The organism is Pseudomonas sp. TE3899 (assembly GCF_056279105.1).
Window position 1 is genome coordinate 2532727 of the sequence record NZ_JBWBQR010000001.1, and the last position, 23751, is coordinate 2556477.

A 23751-nucleotide genomic window follows, 5' to 3' on the forward strand; every position below is an offset into this window, starting at 1 on the left:
ATGGATAACAGACATTCAAGGAAGCGCCCTGCGCAGCCGGCATTGGCAAAATGCCTGACCGCAGTGGCATTGATGATGGCGTTGACGGCCTGTGGCGTCACCGACCGTGTCAGCAAGCGGGTCGACGATACATGGGCCGGCGACATGCTGTTCGACGATAACGAGAAGGTCATCCTGACGTCGGATGGCGGTAATCAGCTCAATCCCGACGAGTCCGGCAAACCGCTGTCCGTAGTGATTCGCGTGTATCAGCTGACATCGCTGGAGCGCTTTTCGTCGATCGACGCCGACACGCTGTGGGACGACCCGCAAAAAGCCCTCGGCAATACGCTGCTCGAAAACCGTGAAATCACCTTGCTGCCGGGCATGGGCCAGGTCGACAAGTGGCCGTTGAACAAGGCCGCAGGCTACGTCGGCGTTGCCGCGTTTTTCCGCTCGGATGAAAACAGCCGCTGGAAGGTTGCGTTTGACGCCAACTCGCTGCGCAAGGATGGCATCTGGTTTTCCGCCGATGGCCTGCGGGTGTTGGTGGACAACAACACCGTTTCCGCCGTGAACGGTGTCGATGTCTTGAACAAACCCAAGACTCAGGAGCAGCTCGCCCAAGCCTCTGCCCTGCCCGACCCGTCAGCGAAGCCAACCCTCACCCAGCGTGTGCAGGACGCGGCCGTGCAACAGGCTGAAGACACGGCGACCAGCTCCGCGCAAAAAGCCACCGAGTCAAAATTAACCTCTCTATTGGAAGGCGTTCATGAGTAAGCAAAGCCGGGTGATGTGGTCGGAAGGCATGTTCCTTTTGCCACAACACTTCCAATATCAGGATGAGTTCCACCAGCATCAGTTGGCAGAGTCGACACTGCGCAACACGCCTTTCCATTGGGGTGTGCAAATGCTGCAGGTCGATGAAGAGGCGCTCGCAACCGGCTCTTTGCAGCTGAAACGGTTGAAACTGGTGTTTCCCGACGGCAGCCTGTACGACGCGCCGCAGCATGACCCGCTGCCGGCAGCGCGTGACTTGAAGGACTTGCTCAAGGGCAACGACCTGAAGGTCTACGCCGCGCTGAAACTGCCTGAGCCGTTCGGCATGAATTACGTCGAAGACGGCCAGGAACAAAAAAGCGCACGGCGGTTTCGCAAGCAGTTCGACACCTTGCCGGACCTCAACGAAGGCGACCTCGAGAACGAAATCACCAGCCTGCGCCTGAACGTGGTGATGCTGATCGACGGCGATAACCTGGATGGCTACAGCCACTGCCCGATCGCCCGGCTGTCGCGCAACAACATCGGCGGCTTCAACCTCGATGCACACTTCGTGCACCCGACCTTGCATGTCGGCACTCACGAAACCCTGACCGGTCTGGGCAAACGATTGCTCGGCGCGCTGCAATCCAAAAGCAAGGCGCTGTCGGGTCGTCGTCGCGAACGCGCGGACCAGATTGCCGAGTTCGGCTCCAGCGACGTGACCTTGTTCTGGCTGTTGAACACGGTGAACCGTGCGCACCCGGGCCTGGCGCACTTGCTCGCCCACCCGCGCCTGCACCCCGAGCGCTTGTATCTGTTTCTGGCGGAACTCGCGGGCGGCTTGCTGACGTTTTCGCTGGACACGCAACTCAACGACATCCCCGAGTATGACCATCACGACCCGGCGGCCTCACTGGTCAAGCTCGATGAAATGATTCGTGTACTGCTCGACAACGTCGTGCCTAACCAGTGCGTGATGATCAACCTGACCCAGACCAAGCCTTCGTACTGGCAGGGACAGCTGCTCGATCCGCGCCTGGCCGAGGCGGATTTCTATATTTCGGTGCACGCCGATATGCCCGGTTCCAGCCTGCTGGAACTGGTGCCGCGCGCGTTCAAGGTCGGCTCGCCGGAAGACATTGAAGTCGTGGTCAACAGCGCCATGCCCGGCGTCACGCTCAATCACTCGACCCGCTTACCGAACGCGATTCCAGTGCGACTGGACAATCACTACTTCTCCATCGAGCCCCATGGCCGGGTGTATGAACGCATGATGAGTGCCCAGGCCATCTCTTTTTACGCACCCAGCGCCTTTACCAATCTCAAGCTTGAACTGATGGCGGTACTCAAATGAACGAAGCCGTAATGCAAGGCGCCGTGGCGGCCGCAACTGAAAAACCGGTGTTGAAAGACCTGGTGCAAGACTTCATCAGCATGGCGCTGATCGTGCGAAAAGGCCGTCAAGTGACCTCGGTCATCGCTTTTGAGGCGAGCATCGATGCCTTCTTCTCGACACTGGAACGCGAAGCCCGTAACGCCAACTACAGCGTTGAACAGGTGAAGGATACGCAATACGCCCTGTGTGCGTTCCTCGACGAAAGCGTGTTGCGCTCCGGGGAAAACGACCTGCGTCGTCACTTCGAACTGCAGCCGTTGCAGTTCCGCTACTTCGGCGTGCACCTGGCGGGCGAAGGCTTTTTCGAGAAAATCGATTCGTTGCGCAGTGACGTCAAGCAAAACCTGGATGTGCTTGAGGTCTATCACCTGTGTCTGGCGCTGGGTTTCGAAGGCAAATTCAGCCTCGGCCAAAAAGACCAATTGCGTTATCTGGCCAACACCCTGGGCCAGGACATCGCGCGATACCGCAAGACGCCCAAGGCGCTCTCGCCGGATTGGGCATTGCCCGACCAGGTCTCGCAGATGCTGCGCCATGAAGTTCCCGTTTGGCTCTATCTGGCGCTCATTGCGCTGGTCTGCGTGGGTGTTTACCTGACGCTGGACTGGCTGTTGGCCAAGGACGTAGCCGCATTGTCCGAACAAATCAGCCAGCTGTTCAGTGCCTGAGCACACCTCAGGTAATCGAGTCAGGAAGACATGAAGACATTATTGCGTTTGTTGAAAAGCTTTTGGTTTGTCATCCCCGTGCTGTGGCTGGCGAGCCTGGTGGTTGGCTGGTTCGCGGCACCGCACGTGAGCTGGTTGCGTGGTTACACGCTGGAGGCGATGGCGATCATCAGCGCCTTCTATTTGCTGATCATTGTGCTGCGTCAGTACAAGCGGATCCGCGCTGAGCACAACCTTGAGAACCTGGTGCAGATCGAGGTCGATCGATCGCTTAAATCCACCGGTGAATTCCGCGACCAGCAAGTGCTGCGCGAACGGCTCAAGCACGCCATCGCGATGCTGCGCACCGACCGCTCGGCCGGTGGCGGCGGCTCGTCGGCGCTGTATGACTTGCCGTGGTACCTGGTCATCGGCATGTCCGGTGCCGGTAAAACCTCTTTGCTGACACGTTCCGGCCTGTCCGCGAGCATCGCCAACAGCGCCAATGACACACAAAGCGGTACGCAACATTGCGACTGGTACTTCAGCCCTGAGGCCGTGATGATCGACACGGCCGGTCGCTACCTGCGGGACGACCAGTCGGCCAGCGAATTCGCCGCGTTCCTGCGGATGCTGAAAAAGCAACGCAACAAAGCCGCCGTCAACGGCCTGGTGCTGGTGGTGAGCCTGCCTGAACTGCTGGCCGCCAGCGCCACCGAGCGCAACGAGCTCGCCGCGCAACTGGTGTCACGCATCGAGGAATACACCGACTGCCTGGACGCCAACCCGCCGATCTACCTGATGTTGAGCAAGACCGATCAACTGCCGGGTTTCAGCCAGGCTTTTGAAGGCCTGGACCTGAACGAACGTCAGCAACCGCTGGGCATGACCTTCGGTTTGTCGGAAATCCGCAACCAGGGTTTGCGCCCGGTGCTGGATGCCAAGCTGGCCAACCTGCACAGTCATATTCGCCGTCACGTCGACGCGCAGATGATTGCGTTGGGCGCCGATGCCAACAGCGCGCTGCTGAACTTCCCGAACTATTTTTCCGAACTGTCGGTGGTGCTCGAACAGTTTCTCCAGCACTTCGCCCAGACCGGTCATTCGGGTACGCAACTGTTGCTGCGTGGCCTGTATTTCACCAGTGCCCTGCAGACCGATCAGCAACTGAGCCAAGTCTATGAAGATGATCTCGCCGAGTCGTTTTCGCTGCTGCCGGAAGTCGAGCACGAAAAGCACACGCCAAGCAGCGGCAAAAAAATCAGTGACCGCAGCTATTTCATTACCGATACGTTCCGCCGTGTGATTTTCCCGGACCGCGACCTGACGCTTTACCAGTCGCGTTCCGGACACAATAAATCCTTCAGCCCGGCCTTGTTGGGCGTGGCCGTGCTCGCCGCACTGGTGTTCATTGGCTGGCAAACCCTGTCCTTCCAGAACAACCGTCAGTGGCTGGCCGCATTGCGCGAGCAACTCAACGAGCTGCAGCAATCACCGGAGCGCGCCGAGTTGCTGGCCTCGGGCCAAGGCCTGGAACTGCTCCGCGATCAACTCGCCGCCATCGAGAAGTACCGTGCCAAAGGTGTACCGCTGCAACTCAGCGCTGGCCTCTATCGGGGTGACGACATCTACCGCGTCGCACAGACTGCTTATTTGCAGCAGTTGCGTACTCAGGCGCTCGAACCGATCACCCTGCAACTTCAATTGCAGATGCGCGCCTTCAATGAGTTCGCAAAAACCATGGACCCGCAGAACAGCTTCGCGGCGGCACCCGCCAAGGCCGGCAGTCCGTCAGCCAAGGCGCGCGCTCAAGGGCTGAAACTGCCGACCCGCTTGAGCAGCGTTCCGCGCAGCGCCGGTGATGTCACCAGTCGTTTGAGCGCTGCGGCCAAGGGTTCCGCGAAAAAGATGCGCGGGGATGCGTTGACCGCACTGCGTAATCCGGCCACGGCGAGCGACGCCGCAGAACTGTCGGCGACCACCGGTGGGCTCTCGTTGTCGGAGGAAATGCTCGGTCGACTGGATGAGCGCCAGGTCGCCTCCATCATCGAGTCCTATAACGCGCTGAAGCTCTACTTGATGCTGACGCAACCTGAAACCCATCCTGAGCCAGAGTTCGTCGGCGCGGCGTTGCCGGTTGCCTGGGCCAACACCGCCAATACCGACAACCCGGTCAGCACAGCGGTTATTCAGGACAACTCGCCGGTCTACGTGCAACTGCTGAAAAATGGCCAGGCGCCGTCCCTGCCACGTAACGAGCAATTGATCAGCGAAACCCGCAATAGCTTGAAGTCGTTCATGATTTCCAGCTCGCTGGTGGACCGTGAATATCTGCGCCTGCAATTGGAGTCCAGCCGCCAGTTCCCGGCCGTGGGCCTGAGCGATCTGGTGCCGCTGCCAGGGCGTCAACTTTTGTACGGCAGCGAAGCGGTGCCGGCGATTTTCACTCGTCAGGGTTGGGAACAGTTTGTGAAGCCTGAGCTGATCAAACTGCTGTCGGGCAACCTGCAAAACGAATCGGACTGGGTGCTCGATGGCGAAGGCGGCGACAGCCTTGTGCAGAAAGCCAACTTCATCCGTGAGTTCATGACGCGTTACAAACGCGACTACACCCAAGCCTGGTACACCCTGATCGACAGCGTCGGTGTTCGCCATTTCACTGACATGGCCAACGCGACCCAACAACTGTCGCTGCTAAGCGACGTGCAGAACTCGCCGGTGAAAAACCTGCTGGCAGCGGTCAACGACAACACCCAATGGGATGTGCCTGCACTGCGTGAAACGCAGCAACCGGGGATCAAGCACGATGACGGTTTCTGGGGCAAAGTCACGGGGATTTTCGATGGGCAGGACACCTCGCCCAATGCACTGATTTCGCCGTTGCCTGCGGTAGACGACGGCAGCCTGGCCAAGCGCTTCGAGCCGGTGTCGCGGGTCTTCGCCGTGCAAAACGCCGAGGGCGCCGACAGCACGATAATGGATCGCTACCTGGCGGCGTTGCGCAAACTCAAAGTGCGGATGAACAACATCCAGCGCTCTCAAGACGTCGGCAAAAGCAGCAAGCAACTGATCAGCGAAACGCTGGAAGGTCAGCCGAGCGAAGTCACCAGCGTGCGCAACTACGTGGAGACCACCGTCGACACCAGTCAGGGCGGCCTGTCGACTTCGCTACAAGGCCTGTTCAGTTTGCCGATTCAGTTCGCCTGGGAAACCCTGCGCGATCCGGCCGGCGAGCAGATCGCCAAGGCCTGGGCACAACAGATCGCCAAGCCTTGGGAACAAGTCATGGCGCACCGTTACCCGATCGCGGCAGGAAGTCGCAATGAAGCCTCGGTCAAGGACCTGCAGCGTTTCGTCGACCCGGAATCCGGCTTGCTGCCGAACTTCAAGCGCAACGAAATCGGCAATCTGTCCGGGGGCGAAGGCCTCGGCATGAGCAGCGCCAGCAAAGCAACGCCGTTGGTCAATCCGAACATGGTCAACAGCATCGACAAGGCCAGCTCACTGGGCCAGGTCATTGCCAGCCTGTCGGACCGGGAAAACGGTTTTGAGATCATGCTGGAGCCAGCGGCCTGGTTCACCGACATCATCTTCACCCTGGACGGGCAGGTGCAGCACTATCGCAACGGTAAGGCCAGCTGGAGCCGCTTCTCCTGGCCGGGCACCACCACCGCACCGGGTGCGCGCATGGACGTGATCACGCTGAGCGGCGAACGCATCACTGTGTTCGATTACCCCGGTCGCTGGGGCCTGTTGCGCATGAATGACAGCGCCCGCGTCAGCGATCTGGATGGTATCCAGCAACGTTTCAGCTGGAACACCGCCAGTGGCCAGGTCAGCCTCGCCGTGCGCAACTACGGTGGCGTCAAGCTGACCGACCTGGCGAACGTCAAGGCACTGAGTGCACTCAACGCCAGCGGCGGACGGGTCCAGTGAGCACGCTCGCCTTGAATCAGGGACACGGCCAATGATTGGCTGTTTCGGAAAAGTGCCCGCGAGCCCGGACTTCGTCAGCCTGCACGGTGCAGCCGACGACGTCTGCGAGTTCGATGCCTGGCTGCAAGGCGCATTGGCCGCCCTGCAGCCTCTTGAGGACTGGCGAGCGTTGTTCGACGCGTTACCGGTGTGCTTTTTCAGCTACCGCGCACGCAGTGGCAACTGGTTGGTCGGCGGCTTGATCAGCTCGAGGGATTCCAGCCAGCGGCGTTATCCGTTTTTCATTTTTCAAACGGTCAAAGCCAGCGACTCCGGGACGTTGGTCAATCCTTTCACCCTGAGCGAACTGTTCAGCGGGCAGATCAGGCCGTTGCTGCACATGGCCACCCAGGGCGAAAGTACGTCCGTGCTGTTCGACCGCATCAAGGCCTTGCGCCCGTTGCAAGGTCAGGATTTCGAGTTGTTCCGGCGCGTGCATGACAAGTTCCTGGTGAACTTCAACCTGCGCGACATCGCCACCGCGCTGGAAGGCGCTTACCCGGAATTCGTCACCAATGCCGTACTGACCCGGCTGCTGGCGTTCAAAAGCCATCTGCATCAGCCAACGCCGATGGGGATTTCCCTGCCCTTGCCGGCGGAAAGAGGTTTGAAAAATCCGACCGCCGATTTGTGGATCACCTGGTTGGCGCGAATGACCGCAGGCAATGGCGTGCCGCAGGTCAGTCTGTTGGCAGACGACTTTATGCGCCCCCGGCTGATCTGCTTCCCGTCACGAAACAACAGCGATGCCTATCGTGTGCTGACCAGTAGCGCAAACCGCTTGCAGAGCCATGACGTGCTGGCGTCATTCGATGCATTTGATGAGCACCACCCAAAACACGCCTTTCCGGAAATCGACCGCCCTCTTGATGACGTTATCGACCGTTTTGTCGACGCGCTGGATTTGAAGTCCGTATGAACAAGATCAAGTATTACTTCTTGCGCTTCCAACCCTACATTCTGGGGGTTTGTTTTTTCCTCACCATTTTCGTGGTGTGGAGCATTGGTCGTGCGTTTGACTTCAGCTCGCTGAACAGCCTGCTGACCGGCATCGGCGTGTTCCTGCTGCTCTCGGCTGGTTACGTGCTGCTGCTTTATCGGGGCGTGTCGCGTCACCACAACCTTGAAGGGCTGCTGCGCGACGACGCCGATCAAGCGGTGCTCAACGCCAGCCCGGCGGACCGCGAAGAAGTCAGCCTGTTGCGCGAGCGCCTGTTGCAGAGCATCGAGCGGCTGCACAGCAACAAGCCGCGGGGCAGCAATCCCAAGGATGCGCTGTATGCCCTGCCCTGGTACCTGGTGATCGGCCAGCCGGCAGCCGGCAAAAGTACGATGCTCTATCAATCGGGCCTCAACTTCCCGTATGCGGAGCGTGAAGGTGCGCGTGTCGCCGGCCTGGGCGGCACCCGCAACTGCGACTGGTTTTTCAGTTCCGAAGCCGTCCTGCTGGATACCGCCGGTCGCTACATGAACAACCAGGAAGAGGCCGGCAAATGGCGGGCCTTTTTGCAACTGTTGCGTCAGCACCGCCAGCGTCGGCCGCTCAACGGCTTGATCGTTACCGTCAGCATTCACGACATTCTGCAAACGTCGCTCGAAGACCAGGAGCGTATTGCCAAGCGCCTGCGCGAACGCATCCAGGAAACCCATGCGCTGCTGGAAGTGCGCCTGCCGGTCTACCTGGTGTTCACCAAGTGTGACCTGGTGCCGGGTTTTGCCCCGTTCTATCGCCAACTGGATGACATTGCCCGCGGCGAAGTCATGGGCAAGACGTTTTCCCATAAAGGGTACGAACAGGCCGACTGGGGCCGTCAATTCGGCGTGGCGATGGACGAGTTGGTCAGCTATTGGCAGCAGGTGGCGAGTCAACAACTGGTCATGCAGGACATTCAGATCACCCGCCAGGATTCAGCGGTGTATCGCTTTCCGCTGGAACTGGCGGCGCTGAAGCCGAGGCTGCAGTTGTTCGTCGATGCGCTGTTGCGCGCCAACCCGTACCAAAAGGCTGAACTGCTGCGCGGCTTCTATTTCACCAGTGCACTCGACGCCGACCAGCCGGAAATGGGTGGGCACACGCGCCAGGTCACCGAGCGTTTCTCGCTGGACAGTGATCAAGAGATCGCCGGCGGCGATGCGCAACCGCGTCCGCTATTCATCAACAGCCTGTTCCGCAAAGTCATCATTCCCGACCAGCATCTGGTGGCGCTGTACACCACCAACCATCGCGAACGCCGGCGCAAGGCGGCGTGGATTGGTGGTGCCGGGCTGGTCGCGGTGCTGCTGTGCAGCTTGCTGGGCTGGTCCTATGTGAACAACAAAAACACCGTGCAGACTATGTCCACGGAACTGGCCCAGGCGGCCAAAGCCGACGCTTCGGCGACAGGGCAATACACCGACTGGCAAACGCTGGATCGCATGCGCTTCTGGACCGCCCATTACTACGCGCAACACCACGATGAAGGTGTGCCGTTGCGAATGCGCCTGGGGCTTTACCAAGGCTACAAAGTCGAGCCGCTGGTGCGCAGTCAGTATTTCAGGCGGCTGGAAAGCGTGATGCTCAAGCCGACCGCCGACAACCTGACCCGCTCGCTGTACCTGTTGACCACCCTCAAGGTGTATCAGCGTAACAGCAAGGAACTGCTGCCCGTGACCGGCGTGGACAGTGTCGAACCCAAGGCGCTGCCTGACGACAACCGGGCACAGTCCATCGCGGCGTTCGGCAAGACCACGCTGGACACCTACGTCATGCTCTCGCGTGCCCAACGCGAAAAGGCTGATCCGGCGCTCCTGAAAGCGAAAATGCCAGATTACTGGTACCCGGCGATTGCCCGCCAGACCGGTAAAACCATCGGTGCTTCGAATGACGGTTCGGCCTCGAATCAGGATTACGAGTTTGCCAGCCGGCAGATCAATTTCTACAGCGACCAGATCCACGAGGAAGACGTGCCTCGGATCCTCGATAACGCGTTCCTGACCTCCAGTTCGCGTAACTACATCAACAGTTTGCTCACGCAATCGTTGCGCTCGATCGAGACCATCACCCTGGAATCGGACACCTTGTTCGCCTTTGGCCGTGCCGACTTCCAGAGCCTGAAAACCGAAGGTCAGGGCCAGTTGAGCGCCATCGCCGGCAAGCTGTTGAGCACGCCTGACATCGGCAAAATCATCATCTCCGGGCACGCCGATCAACTGGGCGAGCCACAGGGCAACCTGCAGGTTTCCCGGCAGCGCGCACAAACCATCAAGACCTACCTGGTGGGCAAAGGCGTGCCGGGTGAACTGGTAGAAGCCGTCGGCGAAGGCAGCACCAAGCCCTTGGTCAAATGCAACATGCAGCAACCAAGAGCCCAACTTATTCAGTGCCTGGAACCTAACCGGCGCGTGGAAATCGAAGTACGGGCGCTCAACTGAGACGGCCGCGCTTCTGAAAGGAAGCCGCTGCCTGGGCCCGCTTGAAGTTCGGCCCAGGCCGGTAAGACACCTCTCTTGATCGTTCAAAGGGGTTAAAAACGAAGGGTTCGTGATCTGTCCGCAGGTTGTTACAGCCCTTTAAATGAAGGTAAGGAGAAATTAGAAATGGCATTTGACGCATACATTCAGATCGAAGGCATTCCAGGTGAAGTGCTCGACGACAAGCACAAGGACTGGATCGAAGTGCTGGGCTACGAGTACGGTGCAACTCAGGCGACTTCCGCAACTGCAAGCTCTTCGGGCGGTGCTTCGTCGGAGCGTGTGTCGTTGAGCGATTTCAGCATCCGCAAAGCCGTTGACAAGGCTTCTGCCAAGCTGTTCGAAGCCTGCTGCAAAGGCACTCACATCGCCAAGATCCAGCTGAACGTCAACCGCGCGGGCGGTGACAAGGTTACTTACCTGACCATCAACCTGGAAGAAGTCGTGGTCTCCTCCGTCAAGGCTGTCGCTGGCGGCAGTCAGGGCGGTGAAGACAAAGCGGTCAGCGATCTGCCGATTGAAGAAATCAGCTTCAACTTCGCGCGCATCAAGACTACCTACACCCAACAAAGCCGTGCCGATGGCCAGGGCGGCGGTAACGTCACCGGTGGTTGGGATCGCACGGCGAACAAAGTTTTCGCTTAAGCCCGTAGCGATAGCGGACCGCGCACGCAGTCCGCATTCAGCACCGTGCCTGCCAAACAGGCGCGGTGTTCTTTTATTTTGATCAGAGTTGCCTATGTCTGAATTTCTCAACGACCTTTCGCTGGCCGAACTGACAGCGCCCATCAATGAGGGGAGCGGTGAAGACTTGAGCTTTTCCACCTTGTTCGATCAGGTGAAGGAAGCTCGTCGAGCAGACCCCGATTACCTTACCCAAGGTGACTGGCAAACCGATCTCAAGGCTTCCGATTGGGATCTGACCATTGCCTTGGCGGCACAAGGTCTGGCTCGACAGAGCAAAGACTTGATGCTGGTCGCCTGGCTCAGTGAAGGCCTGGCGCACAAGTACCATTTTGTTGGTATTACGTTCGGCCTGACGCTGGCCGAGCGCATTCTGCAAACCTTTTGGGCGGATCTCTTTCCCTCCTTGGAGGACGGCGTCGATGAACGCGCCGCACGCCTCGCGTGGATGAAAACCTCGCTGGCGGACATCGTCGGCTCATTGCCGATCACCCAGGGGCAATATTACGGTCTGCTTCGCTATGACGAATCCAGGCACATCGAAAACCTGGCGCTGCAAAACCCTCAGGCGATGCGGGCCGCCCTCGACGAAGGCAAGATCAACGCGGAAGTCTTCCAGCGTTCGGTGGTGCTGACCGACTCAGATCATCTGCGCCTCAAGGCCGGCGAGATAGCCGCCTGCCTGAAAGCCTGCCAGCAGCTTCAGAGCACCGCAGACAGGCACTTTGGCCCTGAAGCACCGAGCTTTGCTGGGCTCAATGACATTCTGTTCCGCGCAGGACAACTGGCGGAAAAACTGCTCAAGGACCGGGGCATCGAACTGACCCCGGCCCCTGTCGCGCCGGCTCCGGCCATCCCTGAAAGCACTGGCGAACAACCCGCAGGTTCCGCAATGACCCAGCCTGAACAAAGTCTTTCAAGCACACCGCTTCGAACCACCCCGCAGACCCGCGATGAAGCGTTCACCCTGCTGGCGGGCATCGCCCAGTTCTTCAAACAGACCGAGCCCCAAAGCCCCGTCCCTTATCTGATCGAACGAGCGATCAAATGGGGCAACATGCCGCTCGAGGGTTGGCTGAACGATGTGATCAAAGACAGCAATGTGGTGGACAGCATCCGCGATGTGCTGGGGACCAAGGAAGCGAAGTCCTGACATACCGCCTTCAAGCCCTGAGGCCTTTCGTCAACACAATGGAAGGCGCTCAAGCTTCCCGACTCAAGCACCAGTTCTACCGCTACCAGCGAAGACCACGATCCGGGATGGTAAAGACGGCTGCTGACCCACTGGCCGACTCGCTCACAAGGCACGTGACCTTGGCTAGGGTACGCAACCAACCAGAATGCGCGACTGGCGCAAAGCTTCATGTGGGAGACCTGGATGCGTCGAAACAGGCCTCCGATCAGCAGCCCTCCTTCGCTCCAGTCAAATTGAAAAGCTTCACCGAGCGCCAACGTCAGCGGCACAAAAGCCCGTAAGACTTGCCTTGCTCACCTCGCCACGAGCGTACAAACGCCGTGAGCTAGCTATAGCCGCCGTCATAACCCTCGGCCTTGATCTGCTCACAAAGTGCTGTGGTGCTTCTGCGATTGTGCTTTGCCTGGAACGCATCGGCTTTCAGCGCCTGTTCAAGCGTGTCGTGGAAAGGGCTGAGTTTGTTGAAGGCCGCGCACCGCTGGTACGCCGGCTGAGTGGCTTCCGGGGCTCTGACCCAGTTTCGGATGGTGTTTCTCGACAGCCCGGTACGCTCGGCTATCTGGTGCAGCGAGAGCTTGTCGCGGATGTACATCCGCCGGATTTCCCCCAACATTTCCATGCTGATCACCCTGTGTTCTCCTGCTCGGAACGTGAGCAGGATTCCACCGAGAGCCAGGAGTTTTGTAGGGGTAAAAACGATAAAAAACAAAAAGGGGCCGCGAGATAAAATCTCGCAACCCCTTGAATTATATGGTCGGGACGGAGTGATTCGAACACTCGACCCCTAGCACCCCATGCTAGTGCGCTACCGGACTGCGCTACGCCCCGACTAGGCGTGGAACCTGTTCCTCATCTCGAGGAACGCTCAAGAATATATCGCAAGCTTTTGAAAACTGGAAGTATTCAAACGCAGGAAATTATTTCTTGAGGACGATCAGCACGTCTTCCAATTCAGCAATCATCTGCCGAATCATCTGCTTGTACTGAGTGGTGTCGTCTTTGGCTTCATCTCCGGACAAGCGCAGGCGCGCGCCGCCGATGGTGAAACCCTGATCGTAAAGGAGCGCGCGGATCTGCCGGATCATCAGCACGTCTTGTCGCTGATAATACCGGCGGTTTCCGCGGCGTTTGACAGGGTTGAGTTGAGGAAACTCCTGCTCCCAGTAGCGCAGCACGTGTGGTTTTACCGCACACAGCTCGCTGACTTCACCAATGGTGAAGTAGCGTTTGCCTGGGATGACGGGTAGCTCGTCGTTATGACTTGGTTCCAGCATAAGCCTCAACTCGGGCCTTCAACTTCTGCCCTGGACGAAAGGTGACCACACGGCGAGCCGTGATCGGGATTTCTTCACCCGTTTTCGGATTGCGGCCAGGCCGCTGGCGTTTGTCCCGAAGGTCGAAATTGCCGAAACCGGACAATTTGACTTGTTCGTTGTCTTCTAGAGCGTGCCTGATTTCTTCAAAGAACAGTTCGACCAATTCCTTGGCCTCCCGTTTATTCAGGCCCAACTCCTCATACAGACGTTCCGCCATCTCAGCTTTCGTCAGAGCCCCCATACGTCACTTCCTTAACGTGGCGTTCAACCTTTGTTCGAGCGAGGTGAGGATATTTTGCGTCGTGTTATTCACCTCATCGTCATTAAGAGTGCGCGATGGATGCTGCCAGGTCAAGCCAACTGCAAGGCTTTTTCTATCAGGATCAATGCCTTTACCCTGATACACGTCAAATAGCCTGAGGTCCGTCAGCCATTCCCCTGCATTTTCACGGATTACGTCCAGTACGGCGCTGGCGGCGACGTCTTTTTCGGCGATCAGTGCAAGGTCACGACGCACTTCAGGAAAGCGCGACAACTCCTGGAATTTAGGCATTTTACCCAACGCCACTTCGGCCAGAACCAGCTCGAAGACGAAGACCGGACGGTCGAGACCGAGGGTTTTCGACAATTCAGGGTGGATCGCACCGACGTAACCCACCAGACGACCTTCACGCTCGATGCGTGCGGTCTGACCCGGATGCAGCGCCGGGTGCTTGCCTGGCACGAACGTGAACGAATCCAGCGCACCAGCGAAGCCCAACACCGCTTCCACATCAGCCTTGACGTCGAAGAAGTCCACGACATCGCGACCTTGCGCCCAGCCTTCCGGCAGACGACTACCGCAAACCACACCGGCCAGCATCGACTCTTGCTTCAAGCCTTCCAGCTGACCCACGAAACGCAGGCCGCTTTCGAACAGGCGGACGCGATCCTGTTGACGGTTCAGGTTGTGCTGAAGCGCCTTGACCAGACCCGGCCACAGGGACGAACGCATGGCCGCCATGTCGTTGGAGATCGGGTTGGCCAGCAACAGCGGTTCAACACCCGGATTAAACAGTTCGAACTGTTTCGGATCGATGAAGCTGTAGGTGATCGCTTCCTGATAACCACGAGCCACCAGCAGGCGGCGCAGTTCAGGCAGGTCGCTACGGGCTTCAGCCTTGGCTTGCGGTGCCAGGCGGGCTTGCGGGTAACGAACCGGCAGACGGTTGTAACCGTACAAACGGGCCAGCTCTTCGATCAGATCGACTTCCAGGCTGATATCGAAGCGATGGCTTGGCACTTCTACGCGCCACTGCCCTGCCCCATCAGCAGAAACGGCCAGGCCCAAGCCATTGAGCAGACGCTCGACTTCGACCGGATCCATTTCCATGCCCAGCATCTGGGTGATGCGTTGCGCGCGCAGGGTCACCGGCGCGATTTTCGGCAGGTGCTGCTCGCTCACGGTTTCGGTGATCGGGCCGGCTTCGCCGCCAGTGATTTCCAGCAGCAGGCCTGTGGCGCGCTCCATGGCTTCACGGGCTAACTGCCAATCCACGCCACGCTCGTAGCGATGCGAGGCGTCGGTGTGCAGGCCATAGGAACGGGCCTTGCCAGCGACAGCAATCTGATCGAAGAACGCGCTTTCGAGGAACACGTCGCGAGTGGTCGCGGTGTTGACGCCGCTGTGCTCGCCACCCATCACGCCAGCAATAGCCAGGGCGCGGGTGTGGTCGGCAATGACCAGCGTATCGCTACGCAAGCTGACTTCCTGACCGTCGAGCAGCACCAGCTTCTCGCCTTCTTCGGCCATGCGCACGCGGATGCCGCCATTGATTTCGGCGAGGTCGAACGCGTGCAGCGGTTGACCCAGTTCCAGCATCACGTAGTTAGTGATGTCGACGGCAGCGTCGATGCTGCGCACGTCGCCACGACGCAAGCGCTCGACCATCCACAGCGGTGTCGGCTTGGACAGGTCGACGTTACGGATCACACGACCCAGGTAACGCGGACAAGCGGCTGGCGCCAGCACTTCAATCGAACGCACTTCATCGTGTACGGCTGGCACTACAGGCACCACTGGACGGGTGACTTCAGCGTTATACAGCGCGCCGACTTCACGAGCCAGACCGGCCAGGGACAGGCAATCGCCACGGTTCGGGGTCAGGTCGACCTCGATGCTGGCGTCGTCCAGGCCCAGGTATTCACGAATGTCCTGACCGACCGGCGCATCGGCCGGCAATTCCATCAAGCCATCGTTGCCTTCACCGACTTGCAGCTCGGCTTGCGAGCACAGCATGCCGTTGGATTCAACGCCACGCAGCTTGGCTTTCTTGATTTTGAAATCGCCAGGCAGTTCGGCACCGATCATGGCGAACGGGATCTTCAGGCCCGGGCGCACGTTAGGCGCTCCGCAAACGACCTGAAAAGTCTCCGAGCCATTGCTGACTTGGCAAACTCGCAACTTGTCGGCATCTGGGTGCTGCTCGGTGCTCAGCACCTCGCCCACCACCACACCGGTGAATTCACCGGCGGCCGGCGTAACGCTATCGACCTCAAGACCGGCCATCGACAGACGAGCAACCAGCTCGTCGCGACTTACCTGCGGGCTTACCCAGCCACGCAGCCATTGTTCACTGAATTTCATCCTGCTCTCCTAAGAATTCGTTACGACTAGCGAAATTGCGCGAGGAACCGCAAGTCGTTGTCGAAGAACAGACGCAAGTCGTTCACGCCGTAACGCAGCATGGCCAGACGCTCAACGCCCATGCCGAAGGCAAAGCCCGAGAACTCTTCCGGGTCGATCCCGGACATGCGCAGCACGTTCGGGTGAACCATGCCGCAGCCCATGACTTCCAGCCAGCCCGTCTGTTTGCAGACGCGGCAGCCTTTACCGCTGCACATCACGCATTCCATGTCGACTTCAGCGGATGGCTCGGTGAACGGGAAGTACGAAGGACGGAAACGCACGGCCAGTTCTTTCTCGAAGAACACCCGCAGGAATTCCTCGATGGTGCCTTTCAGGTCGGCGAAATTGATGTCGCGGTCAACCAGCAGGCCTTCGACCTGGTGGAACATCGGCGAGTGGGTGATATCCGAATCGCTGCGATACACACGGCCTGGGCAGACGATGCGGATCGGCGGTTGTTTCGATTCCATGGTGCGGACCTGTACCGGCGAGGTATGGGTGCGCAGCAACATGTTGGCATTGAAATAGAAGGTGTCATGCATCGACCGGGCCGGGTGATGGCCTGGGATGTTGAGCGCTTCGAAGTTGTGGTAGTCGTCTTCGACCTCAGGGCCTTCGGCGATGCCGTAGCCGATGTGGGTGAAGAACTGCTCGATACGTTCCAGAGTGCGAGTAACCGGGTGCAGACCACCGGAGGTCTGGCCACGGCCAGGCAGGGTCACGTCAATCGACTCGGCGGACAATTTGGCGGCTAGATCAGCCTCGTCAAACAGTGCCTTTCGCGCATTGAGAACCTCTGTGACACGCTCCTTGGCAACGTTGATCAGGGCGCCGACTTGCGGACGCTCTTCTGCCGGCAAATTCCCCAGGGTCTTCATCACCTGAGTCAATTCGCCCTTTTTGCCAAGGTAGTGAACCCGGATTTGCTCCAGGGCATTGATATCTTCAGCGCTTTGCACAGCCTCTAGAGCTTGAGCGACCAGCGCGTCCAGGTTTTCCATGTACAGACTCCAGATACAAAATAGGGGAAGAGCTTGAAGGCTCTTCCCCTATTTATGACGTTTAACACCTGACCCCACAGAGGTGAGGCCGGGTGACTGTCGGGGGTACTTAAGCCAAGGTGGCTTTAGCTTTCTCGACAATCGCAGCAAACGCCGCTTTTTCGTTCACTGCCAGATCAGCCAGAACCTTACGGTCGATCTCGATGGACGCTTTTTTCAGGCCGGCGATGAAACGGCTGTAGGACAGACCGTTGATACGTGCACCAGCGTTGATACGAGCGATCCACAGAGCGCGGAACTGACGTTTTTTCTGACGACGGTCACGGTAGGCGTATTGGCCTGCCTTGATTACCGCTTGTTTGGCAACACGGAATACGCGCGAGCGAGCGCCGTAGTAGCCTTTAGCAAGTTTCAGAATTTTTTTGTGACGTTTACGGGCAATGACGCCACGCTTTACACGAGCCATGAGTTACTTCCTCTATTCTTGACTAAATTAACGAAGGCGCAGCATGCGCTCGACTTTTGCCACGTCACACGGTGCCAGCAAGCTGCTACCGCGCAGTTGACGCTTACGCTTGGTCGACATTTTAGTCAGGATGTGGCTCTTGAAAGCGTGCTTGTGCTTGATACCGTTAGCAGTTTTCAGAAACCGCTTAGCAGCACCACTTTTAGTTTTCATTTTTGGCATGTTCGGATACTCCGCATTCAGTTGATAAACATAATCAGAAGGCCTGCCGTGCCCTATTGATTACTTCTTCTTTTTCGGGGCGATGACCATGATCAGCTGGCGTCCTTCCATCTTAGGATGCTGTTCGACCGAACCGTACTCGAGCAAGTCACCTTCAACTCGCTTGAGGAGTTCCATCCCCAGCTCCTGGTGGGCCATCTCACGGCCGCGGAATCGCAAGGATACCTTGGCCCTGTCCCCATCACTCAGGAAACGTACCAGGTTGCGCAGTTTTACCTGGTAATCCCCTTCCTCCGTCCCTGGACGAAACTTGATTTCTTTAACCTGGATCTGCTTCTGGTTTTTCTTGGCAGCGGCAACCTGCTTCTTCTTTTCGAAGATCGATTTGCCGTAGTCCATCAGTTTGCAAACAGGGGGCACTGCATCGGCGGAAATTTCCACCAAATCCAGTTTGGCCTCTTCAGCCTTAAGAAGCGCGTCTTCAATTGACACAATCCCAAGCTGCTCACCCTCAGCCCCAATTAACCGAACCTCGCGTGCCGAGATATTCTCGTTGATCGGGGCTTTCGGTGCAGCTCGTTTATCTTGTCTCATTTCACGCTTAATAGTAATTACTCCGAATCTGGGCGACCACGCCGGGAAACCGCTTGAGCGAGGAACTCAGCGAATTGGGCGACGGGCATCGAGCCCAGGTCAGCACCTTCACGAGTACGCACAGCGACAGTCTGCATCTCGACTTCCCGATCTCCGATAACCAAGAGATAAGGAACCTTGAGCAAAGTATGCTCGCGGATTTTAAAGCCGATCTTTTCATTTCTCAAGTCAGACTTGGCACGAAATCCGCTTTCGTTGAGAGTTTTTTCAACCTCGGCGGCGAAATCAGCCTGTTTATCAGTGATGTTCATGATCACTGCCTGGGTCGGAGCCAGCCACGCAGGGAACGCGCCCTCGTAGTGCTCGATCAGGATTCCGACAAAACGTTCGAAGGATCCGAGGATCGCCCGGTGCAACATAACCGGGTGCTTGCGACTGTTGTCTTCGGAGACGTATTCGGCTCCCAGACGAACAGGCAGATTAAAATCGAGCTGAAGGGTACCACACTGCCAGACTCGGCCAAGGCAATCTTTCAGCGAGAATTCGATCTTCGGACCATAAAAAGCACCTTCGCCCGGCTGCAAATCGTACGGCAAGCCAGCGCTATCAAGGGCTGCAGCCAATGCAGCTTCGGCGCGATCCCACAATTCGTCGGAGCCGACGCGCTTTTCCGGACGAGTGGACAGCTTCATCTCGACGTCTTTAAAGCCGAAGTCGGCATAAACGTCCATGGTCAGCTTGATGAACGCAGCGGATTCGGCCTGCATCTGCTCTTCGGTGCAGAAGATGTGGGCGTCATCCTGGGTGAACGCACGTACACGCATGATGCCGTGCAATGCACCTGATGGCTCGTTACGGTGGCAAGCACCGAATTCGGCCAGGCGCATCGGCAGCTCGCGGTAGCTTTTCAGGCCCTGATTGAACACCTGCACGTGGCACGGGCAGTTCATCGGCTTGATGGCGTAGTCGCGGTTTTCCGACTGAGTGGTGAACATGTTGTCGGCGTAGTTGGCCCAGTGCCCGGATTTCTCCCACAGGCTGCGGTCAACGACCTGCGGAGTCTTGATCTCCAGGTAGCCGTTATCGCGCTGCACCTTGCGCATGTACTGCTCAAGCACCTGGTACAGGGTCCAGCCGTTCGGGTGCCAGAACACCATGCCCGGCGACTCTTCCTGGGTGTGGAACAGGCCCAGGCGTTTGCCGATCTTGCGGTGATCGCGCTTTTCAGCTTCTTCGATGCGCTGGATGTAAGCTGCCAGCTGCTTCTTGTCCGCCCAAGCTGTGCCGTAGACGCGCTGCAATTGCTCGTTCTTGGCATCGCCACGCCAGTAGGCGCCGGACAACTTGGTCAGCTTGAATGATTTCAGGAAGCGCGTGTTCGGCACGTGCGGACCGCGGCACATGTCGACGTATTCTTCGTGATAGTACAGGCCCATGGCCTGCTCGTTCGGCATGTCCTCGACCAGGCGCAACTTGTAGTCTTCGCCACGAGCCTTGAACACTTCGATCACTTCGGCGCGCGGAGTGACTTTCTTGATCACGTCGTAATCTTTTTCGATCAGCTGCTGCATGCGCTGTTCGATCGCGGCCAGGTCGTCCGGCGTAAAAGGACGCTCGAAGGCGATGTCGTAATAGAAGCCTTCGTCGATGACCGGGCCGATGACCATTTTGGCCGTCGGGTACAACTGCTTGACCGCATGGCCAACCAGGTGGGCGCAAGAGTGGCGAATGATCTCCAGCCCCTCTTCATCCTTTGGCGTAATGATTTGCAGCGTGGAATCGCTGTCGATGATGTCGCTGGCGTCGACCAGCTTGCCATTGACCTTGCCGGCCACGGTGGCTTTGGCCAGGCCAGCACCAATGGATGCGGCGACCTCGGCTACGGAAACCGGGTGGTCGAATGAACGTTGACTGCCGTCGGGAAGAGTAATAGTTGGCATGGCGCCTCCTCTCCTAGTGGTGACCCCTACCAAAGGTCACGTGGGTTGGGATGAGCCAGTACAAGATCCGATCCAGGCCATTCAATGACGAACGCCTGCCTTACAGCGGCAGGAGCCTTGCGGCCAACCGGAAAACCGAACCAGAGTGACTGGGATTCAAATCAGGGGTTATTCGTGCCTTTGCCGCTGCCGGGACTGAACGTCATCCGCAGCCCGCAAAAGCCCGAGCGAGGCATGCTAGCACAGATGAACGGTCGTCGCGGTAGCGCGGTTTTCTGCTGCGGCAAATCAGGCGCTTTTATGCCAGAGTGCTGAACTTGAACGCCGTTTCACCCCTCTGATATCAAGACATTGACCCACAAGGAGCATCCCAGCATGCGTCTGAATCGTTTGTTCGCTGTAGTCGCACCCATCGTCCTGTTGTTGCCGCTGGCCGCCCATGCCGATTGGCCGAAGGGTGAACGCGAGAAATACATGGATCAGTGCACTCAGGCCGCCACTCCTCAGATTGGTGCGGCCGCGGCTAAGGCTCACTGTGCCTGTGGCGCTGACGCGATTAAATCGTACCCAGCCAAGGACCTTCAGGCCTTGATGGATAACAAGGCTGATGAAGCGCTGCAACGTAAGGCATTGACCCAGATCGGAGCGTGCAAAGCCGATAACAAGGCAAAAAAATAAGCCTAAAAGGACGCTTTGAAGGCCCCAATAGCCGATGAAAAGCCTCCAAAAAGCGCCTTTTCGTACAATTTATGCAGGTTTTACAGCTTTTTTTATCGTCTTTACTTTTGGCTGAAAGCCTTTTAAAACGGGGCTTTCAGACCGACGAAGCAACAAACAAGGCACGGTTACAGGGCAAACAATCCCTCCGGGGGGCTCCCAAACCGTACATTTCGACTATGATAGTCCCGTGTGCCCAGTTGGCCTGAGCAGCACAGTACTACTGAAAATATATGTTTCTTGGAGATACACCATGTCTAATCGCCAAACCGGCACCGTTAAATGGTTCAACGATGAAAAAGGCTTCGGCTTCATCACTCCTCAAGGTGGCGGTGACGACCTGTTCGTACACTTCAAAGCTATCGAAAGCGACGGTTTCAAAAGCCTGAAAGAAGGCCAGACCGTTTCCTTCGTGGCTGAGAAAGGCCAAAAGGGTATGCAAGCTGCACAAGTTCGCCCAGAGTAAGTTTCTGGCGCACTAAAAAAACCCCGTCCATGTGACGGGGTTTTTTATGGGCGAAACAAAAGCGGTACAGCGATCAGCCGCAGTTGACGCGCGTGATCACCAGGTTGTCATCGGTGTTCAGGTTCAGGCGATCGGAACGGTATTCCATGGTCACCATATCGTCGGGCTTGAGGATCCGGGCATTCTGCGCACCTGCGCGAGTACGCGCCTGTTCCAGCAGTTCCGGCGAGGCCTTTTTACCGATGATGAATTGCGCCGCTTCTGAATCACAACGGCTATGGCCGGTGTCGGTCACCACAGGGTCCTTTGCCGACTCGGTGGAGGGAGTGCTGCAACCGGCCAGCATGGCAACGGCCAGCAAAGTACCCAATGACGCGAGCTTCCAAGGCATGAAGCCTCCTTTATTCAATAGTTAAGCTGAGTTCGTGCGACCGCCATTCCGGCGTTTGGTTTCACAGGCAGCGCTATCGCCCTGCCCTCGACCTGGACAATCGCCGAGTTTGCCTGAGCATCGCCGTGTCGTTCACCACTGAATCGTGACTGAATATGAACAATGCTCAATAAACATCGATGTAGTCGTAAAGCGGATGCGGCCAGTTCTCTTTCAACGCGTTGAAGATCTGCATGACCCAGACCTCGTCACTGGCCGCGACATTTCCCACATACCCCGAGCCCTTGGCCCACGTCTCCAGACGAAACAGCAGCCCACCGATGTCGGTGCCGCCGACGACGCCTGACGAAATGTAAGCGATGCCGCCCTTTGTTACCCGCAGCTGGGTGTGCTCATCATCGCTGGCAGAGGCCAGCAGTTGGCGCACGGCTTCAAGGGTCAAGCCGTCAGGGGTGTTCAAATCGATCTGCACAGCGCGGTCCTTGAAATCCATCAAAGACCAAGTGTCGCATAGCCCTCCCCTCATGCCTAAGTCGGAGTGCCAAATGCCGCGCAAAATGGTTAACTCGACGCTCAGACTTTTCCGACTTCACGAGCGCCATCATGACCACCGTAAGTATCGACGCCGACATCAAAGCCAAGTGGGCACAGGGCCACAGCTCTTACAGCCCCGGCAGCCCGGAGGAGCTGGCAATCATTGGGATCGATCTTTTGGTCAAGGAATTGGGGACACAAGCCGCCCAGTTGTTCATCACCCAGGTATTCGAAAAATACCCGGCGGATTACCTCGGCGTTGTGGAGTCAGGCAGGGAATAAAACCCGCAGGCTGGCACCTGCGGGTGTAACGCTTACTTCAGACGGGCCAGACGCTGGGTCAGCAGGTCGAAGAAGCCCTGAGCATCGCCATTCTCGACCCAGAAGGCATTCTTCGGAGCTTTCAGGCCGTCATACCAGTCAACGACGGTCTGGCCAAAGGTAATGCCTTCGCGGCTGTCGATCGCTACGTTGACCGAACGACCGGTGAACAGCTCCGGCTTCAGCAGGTAGGCAATGACGGTGGCGTCATGCACCGGGCCACCCGGGATGCCGTAGTGCTCCATATCGCCTTTGACATATTCATTGAGAATATCGCCCACGATCTTGCCGGCATTGTTGTTGAGCGCAGCGATCTGCTTCAGGCGCGCGTCGCTGGTGAGGATCTTGTGGGTCACGTCCAGCGGCAGGTAGGTCAGCTTCACGCCACTCTTGAGCACCACTTCCGCAGCCTGAGGGTCGGCGAACAGGTTGAACTCGGCCACCGGGGTGATGTTGCCGCCATTGAAGTGCGCACCGCCCATGATCACCACTTCCTTGATGCCCTGAACAATTTCAGGTTCCTGGATCAGCGCCAGGGCCAGGTTGGTCTGTGGACCAAGCATGGCGATGGTGATGCTGTGGGGCTTGGCGGCTTTCAGGGTATCGATCAGGTAGTTGACCGCATTGCCCTCGGCCAGGCCTTTCTTCGGTTCGTGCACGGTGACACCCGACAGGCCTTCCTTGCCATGGATGTTCTCGGCGTAGATCGGCGTGCGCATCAGCGGTTTCGGCGCGCCCGCGTAGACCGGCACTTCTTCGCGCCCTGCCCACTCGCGAGCCAATCGCGCGTTACGCGAGGTCTTGTCCAGACGCACGTTGCCGGCCACGGTGGTCAGCGCGCGGATGTTCAGTTCTTCCGGCGACGCCAGGGCAAACAGCAAGGCGACCACGTCGTCGGCACCCGGGTCGGTGTCGATGATCAAGTCGATTTTTTCCGCCGCCTGGGCGCTTGTTGCGGTAATCAGGGACAAAAGCAGCAGACTCCGGAGCAGATGATGCAGTTTCTGAGCATAGCGGTGCATAGCGC

22 protein-coding genes, 1 tRNA gene and 1 pseudogene are annotated in these 23751 nt (G+C 58.0%); 11 read left to right on the forward strand and 13 right to left on the reverse strand.

The annotated features are described in order from the left end of the window. From tssJ to tssA, 8 genes are all read left to right on the forward strand, one after another. Window positions 1-759, forward strand: a complete 759-nt coding sequence (gene tssJ / locus ACZ89E_RS11410) for a type VI secretion system lipoprotein TssJ (protein ID WP_149658797.1) — start codon at window positions 1-3, stop codon at window positions 757-759. After that, entirely contained in the window at window positions 752-2095 is a 1344-nt protein-coding gene (gene tssK, locus ACZ89E_RS11415; RefSeq protein WP_149658798.1) for a type VI secretion system baseplate subunit TssK, read from the forward strand. Before tssJ ends, tssK begins: the two co-directional genes overlap by 8 nt. Continuing rightward, complete coding sequence (gene icmH / locus ACZ89E_RS11420; RefSeq protein WP_149658799.1) at window positions 2092-2805, forward strand: type IVB secretion system protein IcmH/DotU; 714 nt, start codon at window positions 2092-2094, stop codon at window positions 2803-2805. The genes tssK and icmH overlap by 4 nt, the downstream gene beginning before the upstream one ends. Before the next feature lie 30 nt (window positions 2806-2835). After that, a complete protein-coding gene (locus ACZ89E_RS11425; RefSeq protein WP_476255674.1) occupies window positions 2836-6720 on the forward strand; it encodes a type VI secretion protein IcmF/TssM N-terminal domain-containing protein in 3885 nt (1294 codons plus the stop codon). A 31-nt stretch (window positions 6721-6751) separates the two neighbouring features. Beyond that, window positions 6752-7678 carry a type VI secretion system-associated protein TagF gene (tagF, locus tag ACZ89E_RS11430; protein WP_463260107.1) on the forward strand — a complete coding sequence of 309 codons (927 nt, stop codon included), beginning with the start codon at window positions 6752-6754 and terminating at the stop codon, window positions 7676-7678. Next, window positions 7675-10170, forward strand: a complete 2496-nt coding sequence (gene tssM, locus ACZ89E_RS11435) for a type VI secretion system membrane subunit TssM (protein ID WP_476255675.1) — start codon at window positions 7675-7677, stop codon at window positions 10168-10170. Before tagF ends, tssM begins: the two co-directional genes overlap by 4 nt. Window positions 10171-10335: 165 nt before the next feature. Beyond that, the gene (locus ACZ89E_RS11440; protein WP_059404755.1) at window positions 10336-10854 is read left to right on the forward strand and encodes an Hcp family type VI secretion system effector; all 519 of its coding nucleotides are present in this window, start codon (window positions 10336-10338) and stop codon (window positions 10852-10854) included. A gap of 94 nt (window positions 10855-10948) precedes the next feature. Continuing rightward, a complete protein-coding gene (gene tssA / locus ACZ89E_RS11445) occupies window positions 10949-12046 on the forward strand; it encodes a type VI secretion system protein TssA (RefSeq protein ID WP_149658803.1) in 1098 nt (365 codons plus the stop codon). A gap of 155 nt (window positions 12047-12201) precedes the next feature. Here tssA and ACZ89E_RS11450 read toward each other — a convergent pair. The 10 genes and pseudogenes from ACZ89E_RS11450 to thrS all read right to left on the reverse strand — a co-directional run. Continuing rightward, window positions 12202-12698: pseudogene (locus ACZ89E_RS11450) on the reverse strand (IS21 family transposase); the annotation flags it as partial. Between the two features lie 141 nt (window positions 12699-12839). Next, window positions 12840-12916: transfer RNA gene (locus ACZ89E_RS11455), tRNA-Pro, on the reverse strand. Between the two features lie 89 nt (window positions 12917-13005). Next, a complete protein-coding gene (locus ACZ89E_RS11460; RefSeq protein WP_093218077.1) occupies window positions 13006-13362 on the reverse strand; it encodes a MerR family transcriptional regulator in 357 nt (118 codons plus the stop codon). Then, complete coding sequence (ihfA, locus tag ACZ89E_RS11465; RefSeq protein ID WP_002553164.1) at window positions 13343-13645, reverse strand: integration host factor subunit alpha; 303 nt, start codon at window positions 13643-13645, stop codon at window positions 13343-13345. The genes ACZ89E_RS11460 and ihfA overlap by 20 nt, the downstream gene beginning before the upstream one ends. Window positions 13646-13648: 3 nt before the next feature. Next, window positions 13649-16030: a phenylalanine--tRNA ligase subunit beta gene (gene pheT, locus ACZ89E_RS11470; RefSeq protein WP_476255676.1), complete on the reverse strand. Its 2382-nt coding sequence runs from the start codon at window positions 16028-16030 to the stop codon at window positions 13649-13651. A 26-nt stretch (window positions 16031-16056) separates the two neighbouring features. Beyond that, window positions 16057-17073: a phenylalanine--tRNA ligase subunit alpha gene (pheS, locus tag ACZ89E_RS11475; RefSeq protein WP_123403705.1), complete on the reverse strand. Its 1017-nt coding sequence runs from the start codon at window positions 17071-17073 to the stop codon at window positions 16057-16059. A 109-nt stretch (window positions 17074-17182) separates the two neighbouring features. Continuing rightward, window positions 17183-17539 (reverse strand): 50S ribosomal protein L20, encoded by a 357-nt coding sequence (gene rplT, locus ACZ89E_RS11480; RefSeq protein ID WP_007905879.1) that lies wholly within the window; start codon window positions 17537-17539, stop codon window positions 17183-17185. A gap of 27 nt (window positions 17540-17566) precedes the next feature. Beyond that, window positions 17567-17761: a 50S ribosomal protein L35 gene (gene rpmI, locus ACZ89E_RS11485; RefSeq protein ID WP_008145659.1), complete on the reverse strand. Its 195-nt coding sequence runs from the start codon at window positions 17759-17761 to the stop codon at window positions 17567-17569. 60 nt (window positions 17762-17821) lie between these two features. Beyond that, on the reverse strand, window positions 17822-18373 hold the full coding sequence (gene infC / locus ACZ89E_RS11490) for a translation initiation factor IF-3 (RefSeq protein WP_176469887.1): 552 nt from the start codon (window positions 18371-18373) through the stop codon (window positions 17822-17824). Further along, window positions 18373-20295: a threonine--tRNA ligase gene (thrS, locus tag ACZ89E_RS11495; protein WP_010455934.1), complete on the reverse strand. Its 1923-nt coding sequence runs from the start codon at window positions 20293-20295 to the stop codon at window positions 18373-18375. The genes infC and thrS overlap by 1 nt, the downstream gene beginning before the upstream one ends. A gap of 375 nt (window positions 20296-20670) precedes the next feature. On the opposite strand from thrS, the gene ACZ89E_RS11500 reads away from it, so the two are divergent. Together ACZ89E_RS11500 and ACZ89E_RS11505 are read left to right on the forward strand one after the other, a co-directional pair. After that, a complete protein-coding gene (locus tag ACZ89E_RS11500; RefSeq protein WP_149658827.1) occupies window positions 20671-20973 on the forward strand; it encodes a hypothetical protein in 303 nt (100 codons plus the stop codon). 292 nt (window positions 20974-21265) lie between these two features. After that, on the forward strand, window positions 21266-21478 hold the full coding sequence (locus tag ACZ89E_RS11505) for a cold-shock protein (protein WP_003179963.1): 213 nt from the start codon (window positions 21266-21268) through the stop codon (window positions 21476-21478). A gap of 73 nt (window positions 21479-21551) precedes the next feature. Here the strand turns inward: ACZ89E_RS11505 and ACZ89E_RS11510 are convergent, their stop codons facing one another. Together ACZ89E_RS11510 and ACZ89E_RS11515 are read right to left on the reverse strand one after the other, a co-directional pair. After that, the gene (locus ACZ89E_RS11510) at window positions 21552-21869 is read right to left on the reverse strand and encodes an I78 family peptidase inhibitor (RefSeq protein WP_348133888.1); all 318 of its coding nucleotides are present in this window, start codon (window positions 21867-21869) and stop codon (window positions 21552-21554) included. Window positions 21870-22035: 166 nt separating this feature from the next. Then, a complete protein-coding gene (locus ACZ89E_RS11515) occupies window positions 22036-22341 on the reverse strand; it encodes a hypothetical protein (RefSeq protein ID WP_133837002.1) in 306 nt (101 codons plus the stop codon). Window positions 22342-22472: 131 nt separating this feature from the next. Here ACZ89E_RS11515 and ACZ89E_RS11520 point away from each other — a divergent pair, with 131 nt between their 5' ends. Further along, window positions 22473-22685 carry a hypothetical protein gene (locus ACZ89E_RS11520; protein WP_149658829.1) on the forward strand — a complete coding sequence of 71 codons (213 nt, stop codon included), beginning with the start codon at window positions 22473-22475 and terminating at the stop codon, window positions 22683-22685. A 32-nt stretch (window positions 22686-22717) separates the two neighbouring features. Here the strand turns inward: ACZ89E_RS11520 and ACZ89E_RS11525 are convergent, their stop codons facing one another. Beyond that, the gene (locus tag ACZ89E_RS11525) at window positions 22718-23746 is read right to left on the reverse strand and encodes a nucleoside hydrolase (protein ID WP_149658830.1); all 1029 of its coding nucleotides are present in this window, start codon (window positions 23744-23746) and stop codon (window positions 22718-22720) included. Window positions 23747-23751: the final 5 nt, after the last annotated feature.